The following is an 18,587-nucleotide window of genomic DNA, read 5'->3' as shown; positions in this document are numbered from 1 at the left end:
ATGAGTCTTTCCTTTGTTCGTATCGACGACCGCGTCATTCATGGGCAGCTCGTCACGCGCTGGGCCAAAGAGCTGCCCTGCGACGGTATTGTGGCCATTGATGATGCCGTTGCGGCCGACCCCCTCCTCTCCTCAGTGATGAAAGGGGCCGTTTCCGATACCAAAGTCTGGCTGTTCGATACCGCCACGGCCATCGAAAAGCTGCCGAAGGTGATTGCGAGCGACAAGCGTTACTTCGTGATTGGTAAATCACCCGTCACCCTGCAGCGCATCGAAGAGGCCGGTATCAGCCTTAAAAACAACAACGGTAAAATCAACGTCGGCCCGATGAGCGCCCGTGCCAATACCACCACCATCGGCCCAAATCAGTCGGTGAGCGCTGAGGAAATTGCCGCATTCGAGTGGCTCAGCAACCACGGCCACCACGTTGAGTTTCGCCTGGTGCCGGACGCCAGCTGCTACAGCTGGCAGGATGCCCGGCAGAAGCTGAAATAAGGAGCCGATGATGATATTTGAAGCCACACTGATTGGCCTGCTGTGCTACCTCGGAGCGCTGAGCAGCCCCTGGCTGTTCGGCCTGACCGGCGGCTGGTACCTGATCACCCGTCCGCTGGTGTCGGGCATGCTGGTGGGCCTGATCCTTGGCGATCTCAAAACCGGGATCATGATTGGCGTTGCGGTACAGGCGGTCTATATCGCCATGGTCACGCCGGGCGGTTCGATGCCCGCCGACCTCAACTTTGTTGCATACCCGGCGATTGCACTGGGGATCCTGTCAGGTAAAGGGCCGGAAGTCGCGGTCGCGCTGGCGGCCACCATCGGCATTGCCGGAACCATTTTGTTTAACACCATGATGGTGCTGAACTCGTTCTGGAACCACCGGGCCGATAACGCGCTGGAGCGTGGCGACGAGCGAGGGCTTTACCTCAACAGCGCCATCTTCCCACAGGCGACCAACTTTCTTCTGCGCTTTGTCCCCACGTTTATTGCGGTCTACTTCGGTGCCCAGTACATCAGCGGCTTTATGGACAGCCTGCCGAAAGTCGTGATTTCGACAATGGGCGTGCTCGGCGGCATTCTGCCCGCCGTCGGCATCGCTATCCTGCTGAAGCAAATCATTAAAAACTACACCATGCTGATCTACTTCCTCGTTGGCTTCATTTGCATTGTTTTCCTGAAGCTGAACATGGTGGCGCTGGTGATCGTTGGTGCGCTGTTGGCGCTTATCCATTACAACTACAAGCCGGAAGCGCCGCAGCCCGCGGCGACCAGAGCGGCTGCGGACGATGAGGATGAATTCTGATGGAAGAACGTAAGCTGAACCGGGCCGATCTGCGCCGCTGCTGGCGGGCGTGGATGATGCACAACCTGTCGTCAATGAGCTTCGAGCGTCTGGAATCTTTTGGCTTCTGCCTGAGCATGCTGCCGGTAGCACGTAAGCTCTATCCGGACGCCACGCAGCGCACTGAAATGCTGCGCCGTCACGCCTCTTTCTACAACACCGAACCGCAAATCGGCGCGATCGTGAACGGCATGGCGCTGGGGCTCGAGGAGAAAAAAGCCAACGGTGAGCCCATCGACGGAGAGATGATCAACACCCTTAAGGTGGGGCTGATGGGGCCGATCGCGGGGATCGGCGACTCGATGATCCCCGGAATGCTGATCCCCATTCTGCTGAGCATTGGCATGGCGCTGGCAGCCGGGGGCAATATTCTTGGCCCTCTGTTTTACACCGTAGCGTGGCTGGCCATTATCTTACCCGGCTCGTGGTTCCTGTTTTTAAAAGGCTACCAGATGGGCTCGGGCTCGGTGGAAATGCTGGTCAGCAGTAAGTCTGCCCGCCTGCGCGAGGCACTGTCTCTGCTCGGCGTGTTCGTGATGGGCGGTGTGGCGGCAAGCTACGTTAAGCTCGGAACGGGACTTGAGTTCATCACCAAAGACGGCGTCAATATCCATGTGCAGCAGATGCTCGACGGCATTTTCCCGCAGCTGTTACCGCTGGTTGTCGTGCTGGGTACCTGGTATCTGATGGCGAAGCGTGGTGTATCGCCGGTAAAAGCGATGCTCCTGCTGCTGGTACTGGCGGCGATAGGTGTGGCTACAGGCGTGTTTGCCTGAGGTATTGCCCGGCAGCGTTGCATTTGCCGGGCCTGCAATATTCCGTAGGCCGGGTAAGCGTAGCGCCACCCGGCAATAATCATGGATGGAAGTTGTGCCACAGCGCAGCGGTTTTGTCCGGACGAGAGATAAACTGGAAACGCGCCGGATCGTCAATAAACTGCTGATAAATTGGCGCTTCAGTGATACCAAACTCATGGTACTGACGAGGCGTTATCGCCTGCAAACGCCCCGGCATATAGTGCGTATTATGCTGCCAGATAACCTGGTTATCCTGTAACAGCGGATACCATGCCAATCCTTTGTGCGCGCGCACAGCCTCATATTCAAAACCGTATTCCCTGTCGCACCACGCCCCAAACGTCAGTGGCTGCGACGGATCGGCAGAGATCGTGGCGTGCCCCCAGCCAGGCGGTACCAGCACCTTTTCACCAGGTCCGGCAATCACCGCAAAGCAGCGACCGGGATCGTCTGCCACGCATTCCTGCATGTAGATAATCGCCTTGCCCTGCCAGATCTCATACAGCTCCGGCGGCGACCAGCCGCTATGCTCGCTGATGCGATGAACATGCCCCTGGCTACGGATCGGCTCATCCCCTAATTTGCCCGCCGCGTAGGTCACGACCCCAAACAGCAACATCCTTTTTTTAAGCTCATCTCTGTCCTGCAGCCGGGCCACGTCCATGGCTATGGCGTAAACATCTTCCGGCCCGCCACATTCTGGATCGCGAAGGGAAGCGCGAATTTGATCGAGGTGGCGAATTTCAGGCATGGGACCCGTTACGTCTTCGCCGTAGGTGAAGCCTAATGGATCGCGATGGGCGACCATCGCCAGCCCGTAGGGCAAAACGGTCTCAGCCATTCTGCACCTCTTTCGCCATCCGCTGCAGGTTAGCCGTGGTGATACTTCTGGCAAATCCTCCCGCCAGGGATGCGTAATCATGCCCGGCGGTCGTTGGCCAGACGGCCAGCGCCGAGAGGATTTCGCTACCTGAATTAACCAAACGATGCGCAGTAAAGCCTGCGATGATATGCACGGATCCCGCCGTCACCTTTTCGAGGCGCGTCTTGCCCTGTTCGTCCTGTAGCAGCAGAAAACCTTCGCCGCACAGACCAAAGTAGACTTCGCCCTGCTCGCGGCGCGCGTGGAAATGCCCGCGGGTCATAAAAAGTTCATCGCCCACGCGCCCGGGGTTCAGATGCGTGACGCCGGTATACAGCTCGCCCGCTCCGGACGGAGAATCAAACATTTCTACGGTGTAAACGGGTAGAAGCGGGTCGCTCTGACGCCAGGCTTCATCGTCAGCAAAGACGCCAGCCAGATCGCCAAGATGTGTCGTTTTACGAATCAGCGGTTCGCCATGCAGCGCACCGGTTGCCCAGTCCACGTGACGTGGTGGGTTGTGAATTGGTTTCATGTCTATCTCCGGCCCGAGGAGAACAACACGACAAGTTTAGCAGGTTAATCGATTAAACCCGTATGATTTGCCCCGCGTTTGCAGGGCTTGTCACATTTCATTTTCAGGGAGCGAGGGCAATGACCTCCGCGACCCAGCGCCGGAAACCGTCGACGTCCAGATCCAGCGCAACCTGCGCATTTGCCGGACGCTCATAGCGGTTTTCGATATCCACAACCGTGGTGCCAGCGGTCCAGGTTCCCTGCGTTTCTACCGCCACAAAGCAAGGTTTCAACGTGAACAGCTCCGGACGCACCAGCCAGGCGATAGCACACAGGTCGTGCATCCGCAGACCACTGGTCATGCTGCCGCTGCGATAGTGGCTGAACAGCGAGTGCAGCATTTTTCCGGTTTTGTTCAGGCCTGGCAGCTGTGCGAGATATTCCGGTGTCAGCATCGCTTGATTGGTGACGTCGAGACCGCACATTACGATCTCAATCCCGCTACGGAATACACGTTCCGCGGCCTCCGGATCAATCGCGATATTAAATTCGGCATTTGGCGTGAAGTTACCGCGACCCGCCGATCCGCCCATGATCACCAGGCGGCGGATGTTGAATGTGCATTCCGGATAGTGGGTCAACAAGAGCGCTATATTCGTCAACGGGCCAATCGCCACGAGCGTCATCGGCTCCGGGGCGCTCATTAATGCATCACGAATAGCGATAAAGGCCGGCTTCGCCAGCGGCTGGCGCTGGTGTTCGACAAAATCATACCCTTCCATGCCGGATTCGCCGTGAACGTAGGCAGCATCGCGTAGCGGACGCAGCAGAGGCGTGGCGGCGCCTTGCGCCACCGACACGTCGGCCTGCCAGAAATGCAGCAGCTGCAGCGCGTTGCGGGTGGTTTTCTCCACGGAGACATTACCGGCTACGGTGGTAAGCAGCTGAAGGTTGAGCTCAGGGGCAAACAGCGCCGCCGCGATGGCAGCTGCATCATCAATGCCAGGATCGGTGTCGAGAATGAAAGATAAGGGCATCATTCCTCCATAAAAAAAGCCAAGTGTTTAGCCTGGCATTTTTTCATATCGTCGGGGGAAAAAACTTATTCCACTTCGCGAATGTCGAGACGCAGCTCTTTCGGCACTTCGAAAACGATGTTCTCTTCGCGGCCTTCCAGCGGCACCGCTTCACCGCCGCCAAGCTCCTGCAGGCGGGCAATGACGTTCTGCACCAGAATATCCGGCGCGGAAGCTCCGGCGGTGACGCCGACACAGCTCGCGGTTTTCACCCACTCTTCCTGGATATCGGTGGAATCATCAATCAGGAACGCGGATTTACCCATACGCTGGGCCAGCTCCGCCAGGCGGTTGGAGTTGGAGGAGTTTTTCGAGCCAACGACCAGCACAACGTCTGCACGCTGGGCTAAATCACGCACGGCTTCCTGACGGTTGGTGGTGGCGTAACAAATATCGTCTTTACGCGGCCCGACAATTTTCGGAAAACGGCTGCGCAGCGCGTCAATCACGTCTGAGGTATCATCGACGGAAAGTGTGGTCTGGGTCATAAACGACAGGCGAGCTTCGTTTTTCACGCTCAGCTTCCAGACATCTTCAGGCGACTCGACCAGATACATACCGCCCGCCGGATTGCTGTACTGCCCCATGGTGCCTTCCACTTCAGGGTGCCCGGCGTGGCCAATCAGAATCGATTCTTCGCCGCGACGGCTGGCGCGCGCCACTTCCATATGCACTTTCGTGACCAGCGGACAGGTGGCGTCAAACACCGTCAGGTCGCGGTTTTTGGCTTCGTTACGAACCGCCTGAGAAACGCCGTGCGCGGAAAAAATCAGGATGGTGCCGTCCGGCACTTCGCTGATTTGCTCAATGAAAATCGCACCGCGCTGGCGCAGGCTGTCTACCACGTAGCGGTTGTGCACCACTTCGTGACGAACGTAAATCGGCGCGCCAAAGATCTCCAGCGCGTTTTCAACAATGCTGATAGCGCGGTCTACGCCAGCGCAGAAGCCGCGCGGGTTGGCCAACAGGATCTGCATCTTATGCCTCCAGTGCCGGGTCTATCTCCAGCACTTCAATATCAAAATGAACGGTACGCCCCGCCAGCGGGTGGTTGAAATCGACGGTGATAGAATCGCCGTTAATTTCGCGAATAACCCCCGGCATTTCGCTGCCATCCATTGCGGTAAAGAGCATGATTGCGCCGATTTCCGGCTCGCCCGCATCCATAAACTCACGGCGTGAAAAATACTGAATCAGGTCCGGACTCGGCACGCCGAAAGCCGCGTCAGGCTCCAGCGAGAAAGTGGTTTTGTCGCCCTCTTTCAGGCCCAGCAGATGCTGCTCAAGCCCTTCGGACAGTGACGCATCGCCAAGACGGAACAGCGCTGGCTTGCCGTTGTTGCGGGTGGATTCAGCGGTGGAGCCATCGTCGAGTTTTAGCGTGAAGTGCACCAGCACCGCGCTGTTGCTCTGTACAGATTTAGACATGCAGGTTTGCTCTAAAGTTTAGGCTGTTTGCCCGGCGGCGCTAACGCTTACCGGGCCTACAAGGAGCGCAGTACATTTGTAGGCCGGATAAGCGCCAGCGCCATCCGGCCATGCTTATGCGACTTTTTTCTCTTTAGAAGGCAGGAAGCCTTCCAGCACGATCAACGCGGCACCGATACAGATGGCGGAATCCGCAAGGTTGAAGGTGGCAAAGTGCCAGTCGCCGACGTAGAAGTCGATCATATCGACCACGAAGCCGTGCCACAGGCGGTCAAACAGGTTACCCAGCGCGCCGCCAATGATCAGCGCATACGCAATGTTGTTCAGCTTCTGCGAGGCTTTCGAGCGGTACATCAGCACCGCCAGAATCACGCAGATGCCGATGGCTATTCCGGCAAAGAACCAGCGCTGCCAGCCGCCGCTGTCGGCGAGGAAGCTAAACGCCGCGCCATAGTTACGCGCATAGTGCAGATTCAGCGACGGGAACAGCGACACCGTATCCCCCAGCGCGAAATGCTGGAGGATCAGATACTTGCTGCCCAGATCGATAATCAGCACGACCACCACCAGCCACAGCCAGCGCAGACCGCTTTTACAGATTGATTGGCTCATCAGGCAAACTTACGTTTTTCACCGTCACCGGCGACGTTGCTGACACAGCGGCCGCAGATTTCTGCGTGTTCCGCCACCTGACCGACATCGGAGGTGTAATGCCAGCAGCGCGGGCATTTCTCACCTTCGGCTTTCTGCAACGCCACCTTCAGGCCTTTCAGCAGTTCGCTTGGCTGCGCGTCGGCGGTTGCCGCAGCATAATCCGCAACCGAGGCCCCGGAGGTCAACAGGACAAATCGCAATTCATCGCCCAGCGCGGTCAGCTTGGCCGCCAACTCAGGTTCAGCGTACAGGGTAACTGCCGCCTCCAGTGAGCCGCCAACTTTCTTATCCGCACGCGCCTGCTCGATGACTTTGTTCACTTCGCCGCGCACCTTCAGCAGCTCGTCCCAGAAGGCATCGTTCATCGCTTCGGTTTCACCCAGGCCAAACAGGCCGGTGTACCACTCGCCGGTGAAGACATACTTCTCACGGTCGCCTGGCAGGTAGCCCCAGATTTCGTCCGCAGTGAAGGACATGATCGGTGCCATCCAGCGAACCAGCGCTTCCGCAATGTGATACAGCGCGGTCTGGCAGCTGCGACGGGCAACGCTGTCGGCCTTCGCGGTGTACTGGCGGTCCTTGATGATGTCGAGGTAGAACGAGCCCATCTCGATGGAGCAGAAACGCATCAGGCGCTGCACCACTTCGTGGAAGTCGTAAGACTCATAGGCCTTCAGGATGTCTTCCTGCGCGGCCTGAGCACAGCCCACCGCCCAGCGATCCAACACGACCATCTCTTCCGGTTTCACCATGTCTTTTGCCGGATCGAAACCGTTAAGGTTCGCCAGCAGGAAGCGAGCGGTGTTACGGATACGGCGATAGCTGTCGGCAGCACGCTTAAGGATCTCATCGGAGACCGCCATTTCGCCGGTGTAGTCGGTAGATGCGACCCACAGACGCAGAATGTCGGCACCCAGCTTGTTCATCACGTCCTGCGGACTAACGGTGTTGCCGATGGACTTGGACATTTTGCGACCCTGACCATCGACGGTGAAGCCGTGGGTCAGTACCTGACGATAAGGCGCTTTGCCTTTCATCGCCGTGGAGATCATCAGGGAGGACATGAACCAGCCGCGATGCTGATCGGAACCTTCCAGATACATATCCGCAGCGTGACCGGCGAACTCAGGTCGCACGTCAACCACGGAGGAGTGAGTCGAGCCGGAATCGAACCAGACGTCGAGGGTATCCGGCACTTTTTCATAGGTGTCAGCGTCGTCACCCATGATGTCGCGCGGATCGAGATCCCACCACGCCTGAATGCCGTCCTGCTCAACGCGCTTCGCCACTTCTTCCATCAGCTCCAGAGTGCGCGGATGCAGCTCCTGAGTCTCTTTGTGAACGAACAGCGACATTGGTACGCCCCACGTACGCTGACGGGAGATACACCAGTCAGGACGGTTTGCGACCATGGATTCAATACGCGCCTGGCCCCAGTCCGGGATCCACTGCACGCCTTTGATCTCGCTCAGCGACTGCTCACGCAGGCCTTTCTGATCCATGCTTATAAACCACTGCGGCGTGGCGCGGAAGATAATAGGCGTTTTGTGACGCCAGCAGCACGGATAGCTGTGTACCAGCTTCTCAACGTGCAGCAGCGCGCCGCTTTCACGCAGCATGTTGACGATGACGTCGTTCGCTTTGAAGACGTTAACGCCGTCCAGAGACGGATAAGTGCCTGCCACATACGCGCCGTCCGGGCCAACCGGGTTAGCGATTTCCAGGCCGTATTTCTGGCTGATGGTGTAGTCGTCAGGACCGTGACCACCGGCGGTGTGCACCGCACCTGTACCCGCGTCGAGCGTAACGTGATCGCCAAGGATTGCCGGAACGTCGAAATCGAGGAATGGATGCTTAAAGCGCATCAGCTCCAGCTCGGAGCCTTTAACGGTGCCCAGCACGCTGTAATCAGCGATGCCTGCGCGTTTGGTGACGCTTTCCACCAGATCTTTCGCCAGGATCAGCGCCTGACCCTCGACCTGTACCAGCGCATACTCAAATTCTGGCGACAGGGAGATAGCGCGGTTAGCCGGCAGCGTCCACGGAGTGGTCGTCCAGATAACCAGCGATACCGGGCCGTTAACGGAAGTCACGCCAAATTTGGCTTTTACCGCATCCTGATCGACAGCGTGGAAAGCCACGTCGATAGACGGAGAGGTTTTGTCGTAATACTCAACTTCCGCTTCCGCCAGCGCAGAACGGCAGTCAACGCACCAGTGCACCGGCTTCGCGCCTTTGTGCAGGTGACCGTTACCGATGATTTTGCCCAGCGCGCGGATGATGTTGGCTTCGGTGTTGAAGTCCATGGTCAGGTAAGGACGAGACCAGTCGCCAAGCACACCAAGACGGATAAAGTCTTCGCGCTGCCCGTTAACCTGGGTAGCGGCATATTCACGGCATTTTGCGCGGAACTCTGCGGCGGTGAATTTCTCGCCCGGCTTGCCAAACTCCTGCTCAACCTTCAGCTCGATCGGCAGACCGTGGCAGTCCCAGCCAGGCACGTACGGCGAGTCAAAGCCCGTCAGGCCTTTGGACTTAACGATAATGTCTTTCAGAATCTTGTTTACGGAGTGACCAATATGAATGCTGCCATTCGCATAAGGAGGGCCATCATGCAGAATGAACGTCTTTTTGCCTTTTTTCGCTGCACGGATAACGCCGTAAAGGTCGTCATCAGTCCAACGGGCCAGCATTCCCGGTTCGCGTTTGGCGAGGTCGCCACGCATCGGGAACCCTGTTTCCGGCAAATTCAGGGTTGATTTATAGTCACTCATCAGATTCTCGTTTCCGTATTTTTACGTTGGCATTACGCCGGGTTTGATAGCCCGAATAACTCGCGAGCCGTTAATTCATCACGCGCAATTTGCGCTTTCAATTCGTCCAGCGACGCGAATCGCTGTTCGTTGCGTATTTTTTTACGCAGTATGACATCGATATGGCGACCGTAGAGGTCCATTACAACGTCTAGCAGATGTACTTCCAGCTGCTGGCGCACGCCCGCAACCGTCGGACGGGTACCAATATTGGCAACGCCTGGCAACAGTTTATCGCCAAGGCCCGCCACTTCCACCGCGTAGACCCCTTTCACCGGGGAAACCTGGCGACGCAGCGGCAGATTCGCCGTCGGAAAACCAATGGTGCGTCCGAGTTCATCTCCGTGAACCACTCGCCCGGCAATGCTGAAAGGGTGGCCCAACAGCGTTTCGGCGAGTTCAAGATCGTCTTCCGCCAGCGCCTGGCGCACGGCGGTGCTGCTGATGCGCAGCCCACCTTCACAGAAGGTTTGGGTGCTGGTGACGTCAAAGCCAAACTCATCACCGGCTTTCTGTAATAGCAAGAAATCCCCTTCGCGACCAGCGCCGAAGCGGAAATCATCGCCAACCGCCAGATACTGAACGCCGAGGCGTTTTACCAGCAGCTCGCTGATAAACTCTTGCGCCGTCAGCGCAGCAAAGCGGCGGTCAAAGCGCACGCAGAGCACGTAGTCCACGCCGCTTTCAGCAAGGTATCGCACTTTATCACGCAGTCGCGTCAGGCGAGCGGGCGCTTTATCGACGGCGAAAAGCTCAAGCGGCTGGGGTTCAAAAATCATCACCACTACAGGCAGCCCGCGCTCACGTCCTTCCGCAAGCAACCGCTGTAACAATGCCTGATGCCCACGATGCACACCGTCGAAATTGCCAATGGTCAGCACGCACCCATGCGGTGCCTGCCCCAGATTGTGTATGCCGCGTATCAGCTTCATGTCTGGCTCAAAACAGTGAAAATCGTCAAAGTATACCTTGTACGGCTGACGACGTTAACCGCCGATTGCACCTGAGGACGGAAAGATGCAAGGATTTCATTCACCTTGGCCAAAACCCGCCGTTCCTGACGATTTTTATCATGGAAAGGCTGTATTCGAGGGACGCAAGCTGGTAGAATCCTGCGCCATCACTACGTAACCAAGCGTTGTCACACTAACGGCGCTTATTTGCACAAATCCATTGACAAAAGAAGGCTAAGAGGGCATATTCCTCGGCCTTTGAATTGTCCATATAGATCATATTTGGGAGTTGGACCTTGGCTAATATCAAATCAGCTAAGAAGCGCGCCGTTCAGTCTGAAAAGGCCCGCAAGCACAACGCTAGCCGTCGTTCTATGATGCGTACTTTCATCAAGAAAGTATACGCAGCTGTAGAAGCTGGCGACAAAGCTGCTGCACAGAAAGCATTTAACGAAATGCAACCGATCGTGGACCGTCAGGCTTCTAAAGGTCTGATCCACAAAAACAAAGCTGCGCGTCATAAAGCCAACTTGGCTGCGCAGATCAGCAAACTGGCTTAATCGCCGCTTTGCTGTACTTTGTAGAAAAAACCCGCTTCGGCGGGTTTTTTTATGCCTGAATGTCAGCGCGGGAGCGTAAAGAGCGCCGAGTAATCCCGATTACAGATGCGCTGCACCGCCGGGTGCTGAATCATGCGCTCGGCAAAAATCGCGTGATACTCTTCCATCACGTTTTCCATCCGTCCAATCTCCACAATGTTGTCGTCCGCATATAAATCATGCGCGTAGAGCGTTGGCGCCACAAAAATCGCATTGTGCGCTGCACCGAAGGCTTTCATCAATGCCGCATCGTCAAACTCACCGAGCACTTCCACCTTCAGCCCCTGAGTGTTGATCCAGTTCAGCAGCTTGCGCCCGAGCATTGAGCGTCGGCCTGGAATCAGCAGGCGCCGCTCCTCCAGGCAGGCAGGGAATGGTTTTTCAGGCCTCGGATTCATGCACCAGAAGCTAACGCCGCATTCGCCAATCTTCACCGAAAAGAGCCCTTCCTGCTGCGTGGAATCAATGGGGCAGTCAGAGATAATCATGTCGAGCTTGTGCTGGCTAAGCTGCTCCAGCAGCATTTCATGCGTGGATTCAAAGCATCGTAAATGAATTTGTTCATCTTCCACTACCGCTGCGTCCAGCACGCCGCTGACCAGACGCTTTGACAACGCATCCGCTACGCCAACATCGAACAACAGATTCGACTCTTTGCGATAGTTGATGATGTCGAGCATCTCCTGGCTCAGGGTGAACATTTTATCCGCATAGCGAAACACCAGCTCTCCCAGCTCGCTGGGCTCAAGCCCCCTGCCCTTGCGCTTGAACAGTTTTCCCTGCAAACGTTCTTCCAGCGCCTTAATCTGTCCGGTGATAGTCTGCGGCGTCAGATACAGCGCTTCCGCCGCGCCGACCACCGAGCCCTCTTTATAGACATGCCAGAAGTAGTAAAGGTGGTTGTAGTTTATGTGCGACATAATTTCGCTCCCTGATGAATGTCAGAACGAGAGCCGCTCAGGGCTCTCTGTAAGATGTCAGACCGGGCTGGTCTGCTCCACTGAGGTACGCATCCGCAGCAAGGTATATCCAATCACCGCAGACAGCACCGACCCCGTCAGGATCCCCAGCTTAGCCCAGTTGATAAGCGCCGGGTCAACGCTGCCGAACGCCAGCGAGGCAATGAAAATCGACATGGTAAAGCCAATTCCGCACAGCACCCCCACCGCCATAATTTGCTTGCAGGTTGTGCCCACCGGCAGCGTGGCCCATTTCAGCTTCAGGGCAAGCCAGCAGAACAGGCTAATCCCCAGCGGTTTACCGATAAACAGCCCCGCGACAATCCCCAGCGGCAGCATCGACGTCAGCCCTTCCATCGTCACGCCCTGCAGCGATACGCCCGCATTGGCAAATGCAAACAGCGGCAGGATCAGGAACGCTACCCACGGATGCAGCACGTGCTCAAGCTGGGCGGCAGGCGATTTGCCATTCTGCTCTTTCAACGGAATGAAGAAGCCTACAATCACTCCGGCAAGCGTGGCATGCACGCCGGACTTCAGCACCGCCGTCCACAAAATCACACCAACCATAATGTAGATCCCGGTCCGCCGCACGCCAGTCAGATTCAGGACAGCCAGCACGGCAATGGCCGCAGCTGCGACGGCTAAAGAAAGCACGGAGAGATCGCTGGTGTAGAACAGCGCGATAATCACAATCGCCCCGAGATCGTCGATGATCGCCAGCGCCATCAGGAAAATTTTCAACGACGTCGGTACGCGACTGCCCAACAGGGCCAACACGCCGAGAGCGAAGGCAATGTCCGTCGCCGCAGGAATTGCCCAGCCGCCGCGCGCAACCGGATCCTGGTAATTAAACGCCAGATAGATCAGCGCAGGGACAATCATGCCGCCGAGCGCCGCGATAACCGGGAAAATCGCCTGGTGGCGACTGGCCAGGGAACCAACGACCAGCTCACGCTTCACTTCGAGGCCAATCAGCAGGAAAAACACCGCCATGAGCGCATCGTTGATCCACAGCAGCATGTTCTTGTTAATTTCAAGCGCCCCCACGCGCAGATGCACCGGGGTGTCCAGAAATGAGTGATAAAGTCCGCTGGTGGCCCCCATGTTCGCCAGCAGCATTGCCAGCGCGGCGGCAATAATCAGAATGATGCCTCCGGAAGCATCACCGCTAAAGAAGCGCTGTAAATGTTTCACTTTTACTCTCTCTTATTCATTAATACATCGATAAAACCATAATAACGGCCACAAAGATTCGTTAAAAACAGATTATCACTGCATTTTAGCTCGTTTTTATCGAGCAATAAAAGACAGGCATAAAAAAGCCCGGACCATACATACGACCGGGCTGTTTAGCGTAAAGCGATCTCAGACGAGTTAACGGGTTAAATCATCGAAGAATTTCTTCACACCGTCGAAAAAGCTTTTGGAACGCGGGCTGTTTTTCTCGCCCGTTGGGCCACCAAAGCTTTCCTGCAAATCTTTCAGCAGCTGTTTTTGCTTATCGTTGAGGCTGACCGGCGTCTCGACAACGACACGGCACAGCAGGTCGCCCTGTGCGCCACCGCGAACGGATTTAACACCCTTACCGCGCATGCGGAACAGCTTGCCGGTTTGCGTTTCACCCGGCACTTTCAGGTTTACACGACCGTCCAGCGTCGGGACTTCGATTTCGCCACCGAGTGCAGCCATTGCAAAGTTAATCGGCACTTCGCAGTACAGGTTATTGCCTTCGCGCTCAAAGATTGGGTGCTGTTTCACCTGCACCTGAACGTACAGATCGCCTGCTGGCGCACCGTGTTCACCTGCTTCGCCTTCGCCTGCCAGGCGAATACGGTCACCGGTATCAACGCCTGCCGGGATCTTCACAGACAGGGTTTTGTTCTTCTCGACGCGACCATGACCGTGGCATTTGTGGCACGGATCTTTAATCAGCGTGCCGCGACCCTGACAGTGTGGACAGGTCTGCTGCACGGCAAAAAAGCCCTGGCGCATCTGCACCTGACCCTGACCGTGACAGGTCGGACAGGTCTGTGGTTTGCTGCCCGCTTTCGCACCGCTGCCGTGGCACACGTCGCACTCTTCCAGCGTCGGGATGCGGATTTCTTTGGTCACGCCGCGAACGGCTTCTTCCAGCGTCAGATCCATGTTGTAGCGCAGATCCGCGCCGCGTGAAGCACGCTGACGACCACGCCCGCCGCCGAAGATATCGCCGAACACATCACCAAAGATGTCACTGAAATCAGCGCCGCCGCCAAATCCGCCGCCGCCGCCCATGCCACCTTGCTCAAAGGCCGCATGGCCGTACTGATCATAGGCCGCACGCTTCTGCGCATCGGTCAGGACCTCGTAGGCTTCTTTGATCTCTTTAAATTTGGCTTCGGCTTCTTTGTCTCCCTGGTTACGGTCCGGGTGAAACTTCATCGCCAGGCGCTTGTAAGCCTTTTTGATTTCACGCTCTTCCGCTGATTTGGAAACGCCCAAAATCTCGTAATAGTCTTTCTTCGCCATGTTTCTTTATCTGCCCTTAACATGCGAGCACGGGCGTGGAGTAAACTCCGACGCCCGTGCCAGTTAATTACCCTGCATCAGGGCGATTATTTTTTATCTTTCACTTCTTCGAACTCAGCGTCGACAACGTCGTCGTCTTTCGCGTTGTTCGCAGAAGCGTCAGCAGAACCCGCCTGCTGCTGTGCATGCTGCTGCTGAGCAATTTCCATCAGCTTCTGAGAAGCCTGGGCCAGCGCCTGCATTTTCGCTTCGATATCGGCTTTGTCTTCACCTTTCAGAGAAGTTTCCAGCTCGGTCAGCGCAGACTCGATAGCGGTTTTGTCTTCAGCCGGCAGCTGTTCGCCTGCTTCTTCAACCTGCTTACGGGTGCTGTGCAGCAGATGGTCGCCCTGATTGCGGGTCTGAACCAGCTCTTCGAACTTGCGGTCAGACTCAGCGTTGGCTTCTGCTTCGCGAACCATTTTCTGAATTTCTTCTTCATTCAGACCGGAAGACGCCTTGATGGTGATCTTCTGCTCTTTACCGCTGTTTTTATCCTTCGCGGACACGTGCAGAATACCGTCAGCATCAATGTCGAAAGTCACTTCGATCTGTGGCATACCGCGCGGAGCCGGGCTGATACCATCCAGGTTGAACTGACCCAGAGATTTGTTATCGCCGGAACGCTTACGCTCACCCTGCAGCACGTGGATGGTTACCGCAGACTGGTTATCTTCAGCAGTAGAGAACACCTGGCTGTGCTTGGTCGGGATGGTGGTATTTTTGTTGATGAGCGCTGTCATCACGCCGCCCATGGTTTCGATACCCAGCGACAGCGGGGTAACGTCCAGCAGCAGAACGTCTTTCACATCACCGGTCAGCACGCCGCCCTGAACCGCTGCGCCGATAGCAACAGCTTCGTCCGGGTTCACGTCTTTACGTGGCTCTTTACCGAAGAACTCAGCCACTTTCTTCTGCACCATTGGCATACGAGTCTGACCACCGACCAGGATAACGTCCTGGATATCGGACACGGACAGACCAGCATCCTGCAGTGCAACCTTCAGCGGCTCGATAGAACGGTTTACCAGGTCTTCGACCAGGCTTTCCAGTTTCGCGCGAGTCACTTTGATGTTCATGTGTTTTGGACCGGTCGCGTCTGCGGTGATGTACGGCAGGTTAACGTCGGTCTGCTGAGCAGAAGAAAGCTCAATTTTCGCTTTTTCTGCGGCTTCTTTCAGGCGCTGCATCGCCAGCGGGTCGTTACGCAGGTCAATGCCCTGATCTTTCTTAAATTCTTCAACAAGGTAGTTGATCAGGCGGCTGTCGAAGTCTTCACCACCGAGGTGAGTATCACCGTTGGTTGCCAGAACTTCGAAGGTTTTCTCGCCGTCAACTTCGTCGATTTCGATGATAGAGATATCGAAAGTACCACCGCCCAGGTCGTATACCGCGATGGTGCGGTTGCCGACTTCTTTATCCAGGCCGTAAGCCAGCGCGGCTGCGGTTGGTTCGTTAATGATACGTTTCACTTCCAGACCGGCGATACGGCCGGCATCTTTGGTCGCCTGACGCTGAGCATCGTTGAAGTAAGCCGGTACGGTGATAACAGCTTCAGTCACTGGCTCGCCCAGATAATCTTCAGCGGTTTTCTTCATTTTCTTCAGCACTTCAGCAGAAATCTGCGGCGGTGCAATTTTGGTGCCTTTTACGTCCAGCCATGCGTCGCCATTGTCGGCTGCCACGATTTTGTACGGCATGATAGCTTCATCACGCTGCACTTCTTCGTCCTGGAAGCGACGGCCAATCAGGCGTTTGATTGCAAACAGGGTGTTTTGCGGGTTTGTCACGGCCTGACGTTTAGCCGGCTGACCAACCAGAGTTTCACCGTCCTGGGTATAAGCAATAATAGAAGGCGTGGTGCGATCGCCCTCGGCGTTCTCCAGCACACGTGCAGTAGTGCCATCCATAATCGCTACACAAGAGTTGGTAGTACCCAGGTCGATACCAATAATTTTACCCATCTAAACGTCTCCACTAAAAATTCGATCAACATGTGGTTGTGAACCTGTAATAAGGGCGAAATGTGCTGTTTCAAGCGCCCCGCTACGTTTTTTTTCAGGCTCACCACTGCGGTTGCATACAAGATGGGGTCGTTAGATGGGGCATCAAGGGGGAGAGCGAAAAAATTTTTTAAAATCACCCTGCTCAGATCATAGACGGCAGGCACGGCTCTGATTATTATGCCGCGCCCCGCTGCCTGAGGATTGGCGCGAGGGTTTTACTTTTTCCCCTTTATTAATGAATTTTTTGAGGAAATATGGGCAACACTAAGTTGGCTAACCCGGCACCGCTGGGACTGATGGGCTTCGGCATGACCACCATTCTGCTGAACCTGACAAACAGCGGTCTTTTCCCGTTTGATACCGCCATTCTGGCGATGGGTATTTTTTACGGTGGACTGGCGCAGATTTTTGCAGGCCTGCTGGAGTACAAAAAAGGCAATACCTTCGGTCTGACCGCCTTTACCTCTTACGGTTCTTTCTGGCTGACCCTGGTCGCAATTCTGATCATGCCTAAAATGGGCCTGGCAGAAGCGTCTAACCCGCACTTCCTGGGCATGTACCTGGGCCTGTGGGGCGTGTTCACGCTGTTCATGTTCTTCGGTACCCTGACTGGCCCGCGCATGCTGCAGTTCGTGTTCCTGAGTCTGACCGTACTGTTTGCCCTGCTGGCGATTGGCCACCTGGCGGATAACGAAAGCATCGTTCACATTGCAGGCTGGATTGGTCTGGTTTGCGGCGCAAGCGCTATCTGGCTGGCGATGGGTGAAGTACTGAACGAGCAGTTTGGCCGCACCATCCTGCCGATTGGTGCAAAAGACTGATCGCCCCTCGACGTGCCTGCTCCCACAGGCGCGTCTCTCTATTCTGTAATTTGTCGCCAATAAAGATACATTGTAGAGGCTGGTCTTTTGGACGATAGGCAGCCTGGCACGCGCCTTATCCTGGGCATTTCCCTTCGCACTAACCAATAAGCCGGGAACCTCTCCGGCTTATTGCGTTTTATCAACCTAATCTCAACGATGCCCTTTCAGACATTGTCATCGCCGCCTCTTTCCAGGACACTCGTTATACAAAATAATATATAACGAGATAATTTTATGGCTAATGGAAAAATGAAATACACCCTGGCGGCGGTTGCGCTGCTGCAAATATCGTCCGTGGCGCTGGCGAAAGATATTCGCGTAACTTACGCCGGTTCAATGGGTAAGGTAATGGATCAGGGGTTAGGTCCGGCATTTGCCAAAGTGGATAACGGCGAGTACCAGGGTCAGGGACAAGGTGCCTATGGCATGGCACGCCTGCTGGCCAGCCACAAGATTGAGGCTGACGTGTTCGTCTCCATTACCCCGGGGCCGATGCAAATCCTCAAAGATGCGGGGCTCATCGATGATGCCGTCCCGGTCGCCAGCACCAGCATGGTGATAGCCTACAGCCCTAAGGGCAAACATGCCGCTCAGTTTGAACAAACCGGCCAGAAGAAAGACGGTTCATGGCTGAACCTGCTGGCGCAGAAAGATGTCTCCTTTGGCCGTACTGATCCTTACGTTGATCCTAAAGGGCAGAATATTGTCTTCAGCCTGATGCTGGCCGAGAAATACTACAAGATGCCTGGCATCGCCGATAAGATTTTAGGTTCGCTGCAAAACCCGGAACAGACACACCAGGAAGGCGGCCTGCTGGCGCGCCTTGAGAGTGGTCAGGTGGATGCCGCGGCTGGCTACGAGAGCGAAGTGCGCTCGGCTCATTTGCCTTATATTGCCCTGCCGGACGAGATCAACCTGAGCAACCCGGCGATGGCGAAACAGTGGTATGACACCGTCAGTTTCACTATCAAGGACGGCAAAGGTCAGGATCAAGTGCTCCACACCCAGCCAATGGTGTTCTACGCAGCGGTACTGAAAAATGCACCAAATGGTGTGGCACAGGGTCAGAAATTCGTGACATTTATGAAGGGTGCAGAAGGTCATAAACTGTTCAAAGAGTTTGGTTACGCTGAACCGAAAGGAGGTAGCGTATACGCGCGCTAAGACGT

General features: G+C 55.8%; 18 protein-coding genes and 1 pseudogene. 6 read left to right on the top strand and 13 right to left on the bottom strand.

Annotation, left to right across the window (positions count from 1 at the left end):
* From AB1287_RS01455 to AB1287_RS01445, 3 genes are read left to right on the top strand one after another with little or no spacing between them, the layout of a single operon-like run.
* A complete protein-coding gene (locus tag AB1287_RS01455) occupies positions 1-495 on the top strand; it encodes a PTS system mannose/fructose/N-acetylgalactosamine-transporter subunit IIB (RefSeq protein WP_312626070.1) in 495 nt (164 codons plus the stop codon).
* A gap of 10 nt (positions 496-505) precedes the next feature.
* A complete protein-coding gene (locus tag AB1287_RS01450; RefSeq protein ID WP_435616758.1) occupies positions 506-1,303 on the top strand; it encodes a PTS mannose/fructose/sorbose/N-acetylgalactosamine transporter subunit IIC in 798 nt (265 codons plus the stop codon).
* Positions 1,303-2,118, top strand: a complete 816-nt coding sequence (locus tag AB1287_RS01445) for a PTS system mannose/fructose/sorbose family transporter subunit IID (RefSeq protein ID WP_312626068.1) — start codon at positions 1,303-1,305, stop codon at positions 2,116-2,118. The genes AB1287_RS01450 and AB1287_RS01445 overlap by 1 nt, the downstream gene beginning before the upstream one ends.
* 79 nt (positions 2,119-2,197) lie before the next feature.
* Here AB1287_RS01445 and AB1287_RS01440 read toward each other — a convergent pair whose 3' ends face one another.
* The 9 genes and pseudogenes from AB1287_RS01440 to AB1287_RS01400 all read right to left on the bottom strand — a co-directional run.
* Entirely contained in the window at positions 2,198-2,980 is a 783-nt protein-coding gene (locus tag AB1287_RS01440; protein WP_312626066.1) for a glucose-6-phosphate isomerase family protein, read from the bottom strand.
* Positions 2,973-3,536, bottom strand: coding sequence for a glucose-6-phosphate isomerase family protein (locus AB1287_RS01435; RefSeq protein WP_435616725.1), 564 nt, complete (start codon positions 3,534-3,536; stop codon positions 2,973-2,975). The genes AB1287_RS01440 and AB1287_RS01435 overlap by 8 nt, the downstream gene beginning before the upstream one ends.
* A gap of 103 nt (positions 3,537-3,639) precedes the next feature.
* Positions 3,640-4,554, bottom strand: coding sequence for a ribonucleoside hydrolase RihC (gene rihC / locus AB1287_RS01430; protein WP_435616757.1), 915 nt, complete (start codon positions 4,552-4,554; stop codon positions 3,640-3,642).
* Positions 4,555-4,619: 65 nt separating this feature from the next.
* The gene (ispH, locus tag AB1287_RS01425) at positions 4,620-5,570 is read right to left on the bottom strand and encodes a 4-hydroxy-3-methylbut-2-enyl diphosphate reductase (protein ID WP_312626060.1); all 951 of its coding nucleotides are present in this window, start codon (positions 5,568-5,570) and stop codon (positions 4,620-4,622) included.
* Position 5,571: 1 nt separating this feature from the next.
* Positions 5,572-6,021, bottom strand: coding sequence for an FKBP-type peptidyl-prolyl cis-trans isomerase (fkpB, locus tag AB1287_RS01420; protein ID WP_312626058.1), 450 nt, complete (start codon positions 6,019-6,021; stop codon positions 5,572-5,574).
* Between the two features lie 114 nt (positions 6,022-6,135).
* Positions 6,136-6,633 carry a signal peptidase II gene (lspA, locus tag AB1287_RS01415; RefSeq protein WP_312626056.1) on the bottom strand — a complete coding sequence of 166 codons (498 nt, stop codon included), beginning with the start codon at positions 6,631-6,633 and terminating at the stop codon, positions 6,136-6,138.
* Positions 6,633-9,449 (bottom strand): isoleucine--tRNA ligase, encoded by a 2,817-nt coding sequence (gene ileS, locus AB1287_RS01410; protein WP_435616724.1) that lies wholly within the window; start codon positions 9,447-9,449, stop codon positions 6,633-6,635. Before ileS ends, lspA begins: the two co-directional genes overlap by 1 nt.
* A gap of 32 nt (positions 9,450-9,481) precedes the next feature.
* Positions 9,482-10,420, bottom strand: coding sequence for a bifunctional riboflavin kinase/FAD synthetase (gene ribF / locus AB1287_RS01405; protein WP_312584546.1), 939 nt, complete (start codon positions 10,418-10,420; stop codon positions 9,482-9,484).
* Positions 10,417-10,619 (bottom strand): annotated as a pseudogene (locus AB1287_RS01400) (DUF2575 domain-containing protein); the annotation flags it as partial. The pseudogene AB1287_RS01400 and the gene ribF, both read right to left, overlap by 4 nt.
* Before the next feature lie 118 nt (positions 10,620-10,737).
* Between AB1287_RS01400 and rpsT the strand changes: the two are divergent.
* On the top strand, positions 10,738-11,001 hold the full coding sequence (gene rpsT, locus AB1287_RS01395) for a 30S ribosomal protein S20 (RefSeq protein ID WP_312626051.1): 264 nt from the start codon (positions 10,738-10,740) through the stop codon (positions 10,999-11,001).
* Between the two features lie 62 nt (positions 11,002-11,063).
* On the opposite strand, the gene nhaR is transcribed toward rpsT, so the two are convergent.
* From nhaR to dnaK, 4 genes are all read right to left on the bottom strand, one after another.
* A complete protein-coding gene (gene nhaR, locus AB1287_RS01390) occupies positions 11,064-11,960 on the bottom strand; it encodes a transcriptional activator NhaR (protein ID WP_435616723.1) in 897 nt (298 codons plus the stop codon).
* Between the two features lie 57 nt (positions 11,961-12,017).
* Positions 12,018-13,196: a Na+/H+ antiporter NhaA gene (gene nhaA / locus AB1287_RS01385; RefSeq protein WP_435616722.1), complete on the bottom strand. Its 1,179-nt coding sequence runs from the start codon at positions 13,194-13,196 to the stop codon at positions 12,018-12,020.
* Between the two features lie 180 nt (positions 13,197-13,376).
* A complete protein-coding gene (dnaJ, locus tag AB1287_RS01380) occupies positions 13,377-14,510 on the bottom strand; it encodes a molecular chaperone DnaJ (RefSeq protein ID WP_312626045.1) in 1,134 nt (377 codons plus the stop codon).
* Positions 14,511-14,596: 86 nt separating this feature from the next.
* Entirely contained in the window at positions 14,597-16,513 is a 1,917-nt protein-coding gene (gene dnaK, locus AB1287_RS01375; protein WP_312626043.1) for a molecular chaperone DnaK, read from the bottom strand.
* Positions 16,514-16,809: 296 nt separating this feature from the next.
* On the opposite strand from dnaK, the gene satP reads away from it, so the two are divergent.
* Both satP and AB1287_RS01365 read left to right on the top strand, forming a co-directional pair.
* A complete protein-coding gene (satP, locus tag AB1287_RS01370; RefSeq protein ID WP_312626041.1) occupies positions 16,810-17,376 on the top strand; it encodes an acetate uptake transporter in 567 nt (188 codons plus the stop codon).
* A gap of 291 nt (positions 17,377-17,667) precedes the next feature.
* Entirely contained in the window at positions 17,668-18,582 is a 915-nt protein-coding gene (locus tag AB1287_RS01365; protein WP_435616756.1) for an extracellular solute-binding protein, read from the top strand.
* The last annotated feature ends 5 nt before the right edge of the window (positions 18,583-18,587 follow it).

The sequence above is a fragment of the Scandinavium sp. UTDF21-P1B genome, assembly GCF_040750395.1.
Lineage (GTDB): Bacteria > Pseudomonadota > Gammaproteobacteria > Enterobacterales > Enterobacteriaceae > Scandinavium.
Note: the sequence above shows the minus strand (reverse complement) of the source record. Positions and strands in the feature narration are given on the sequence as shown.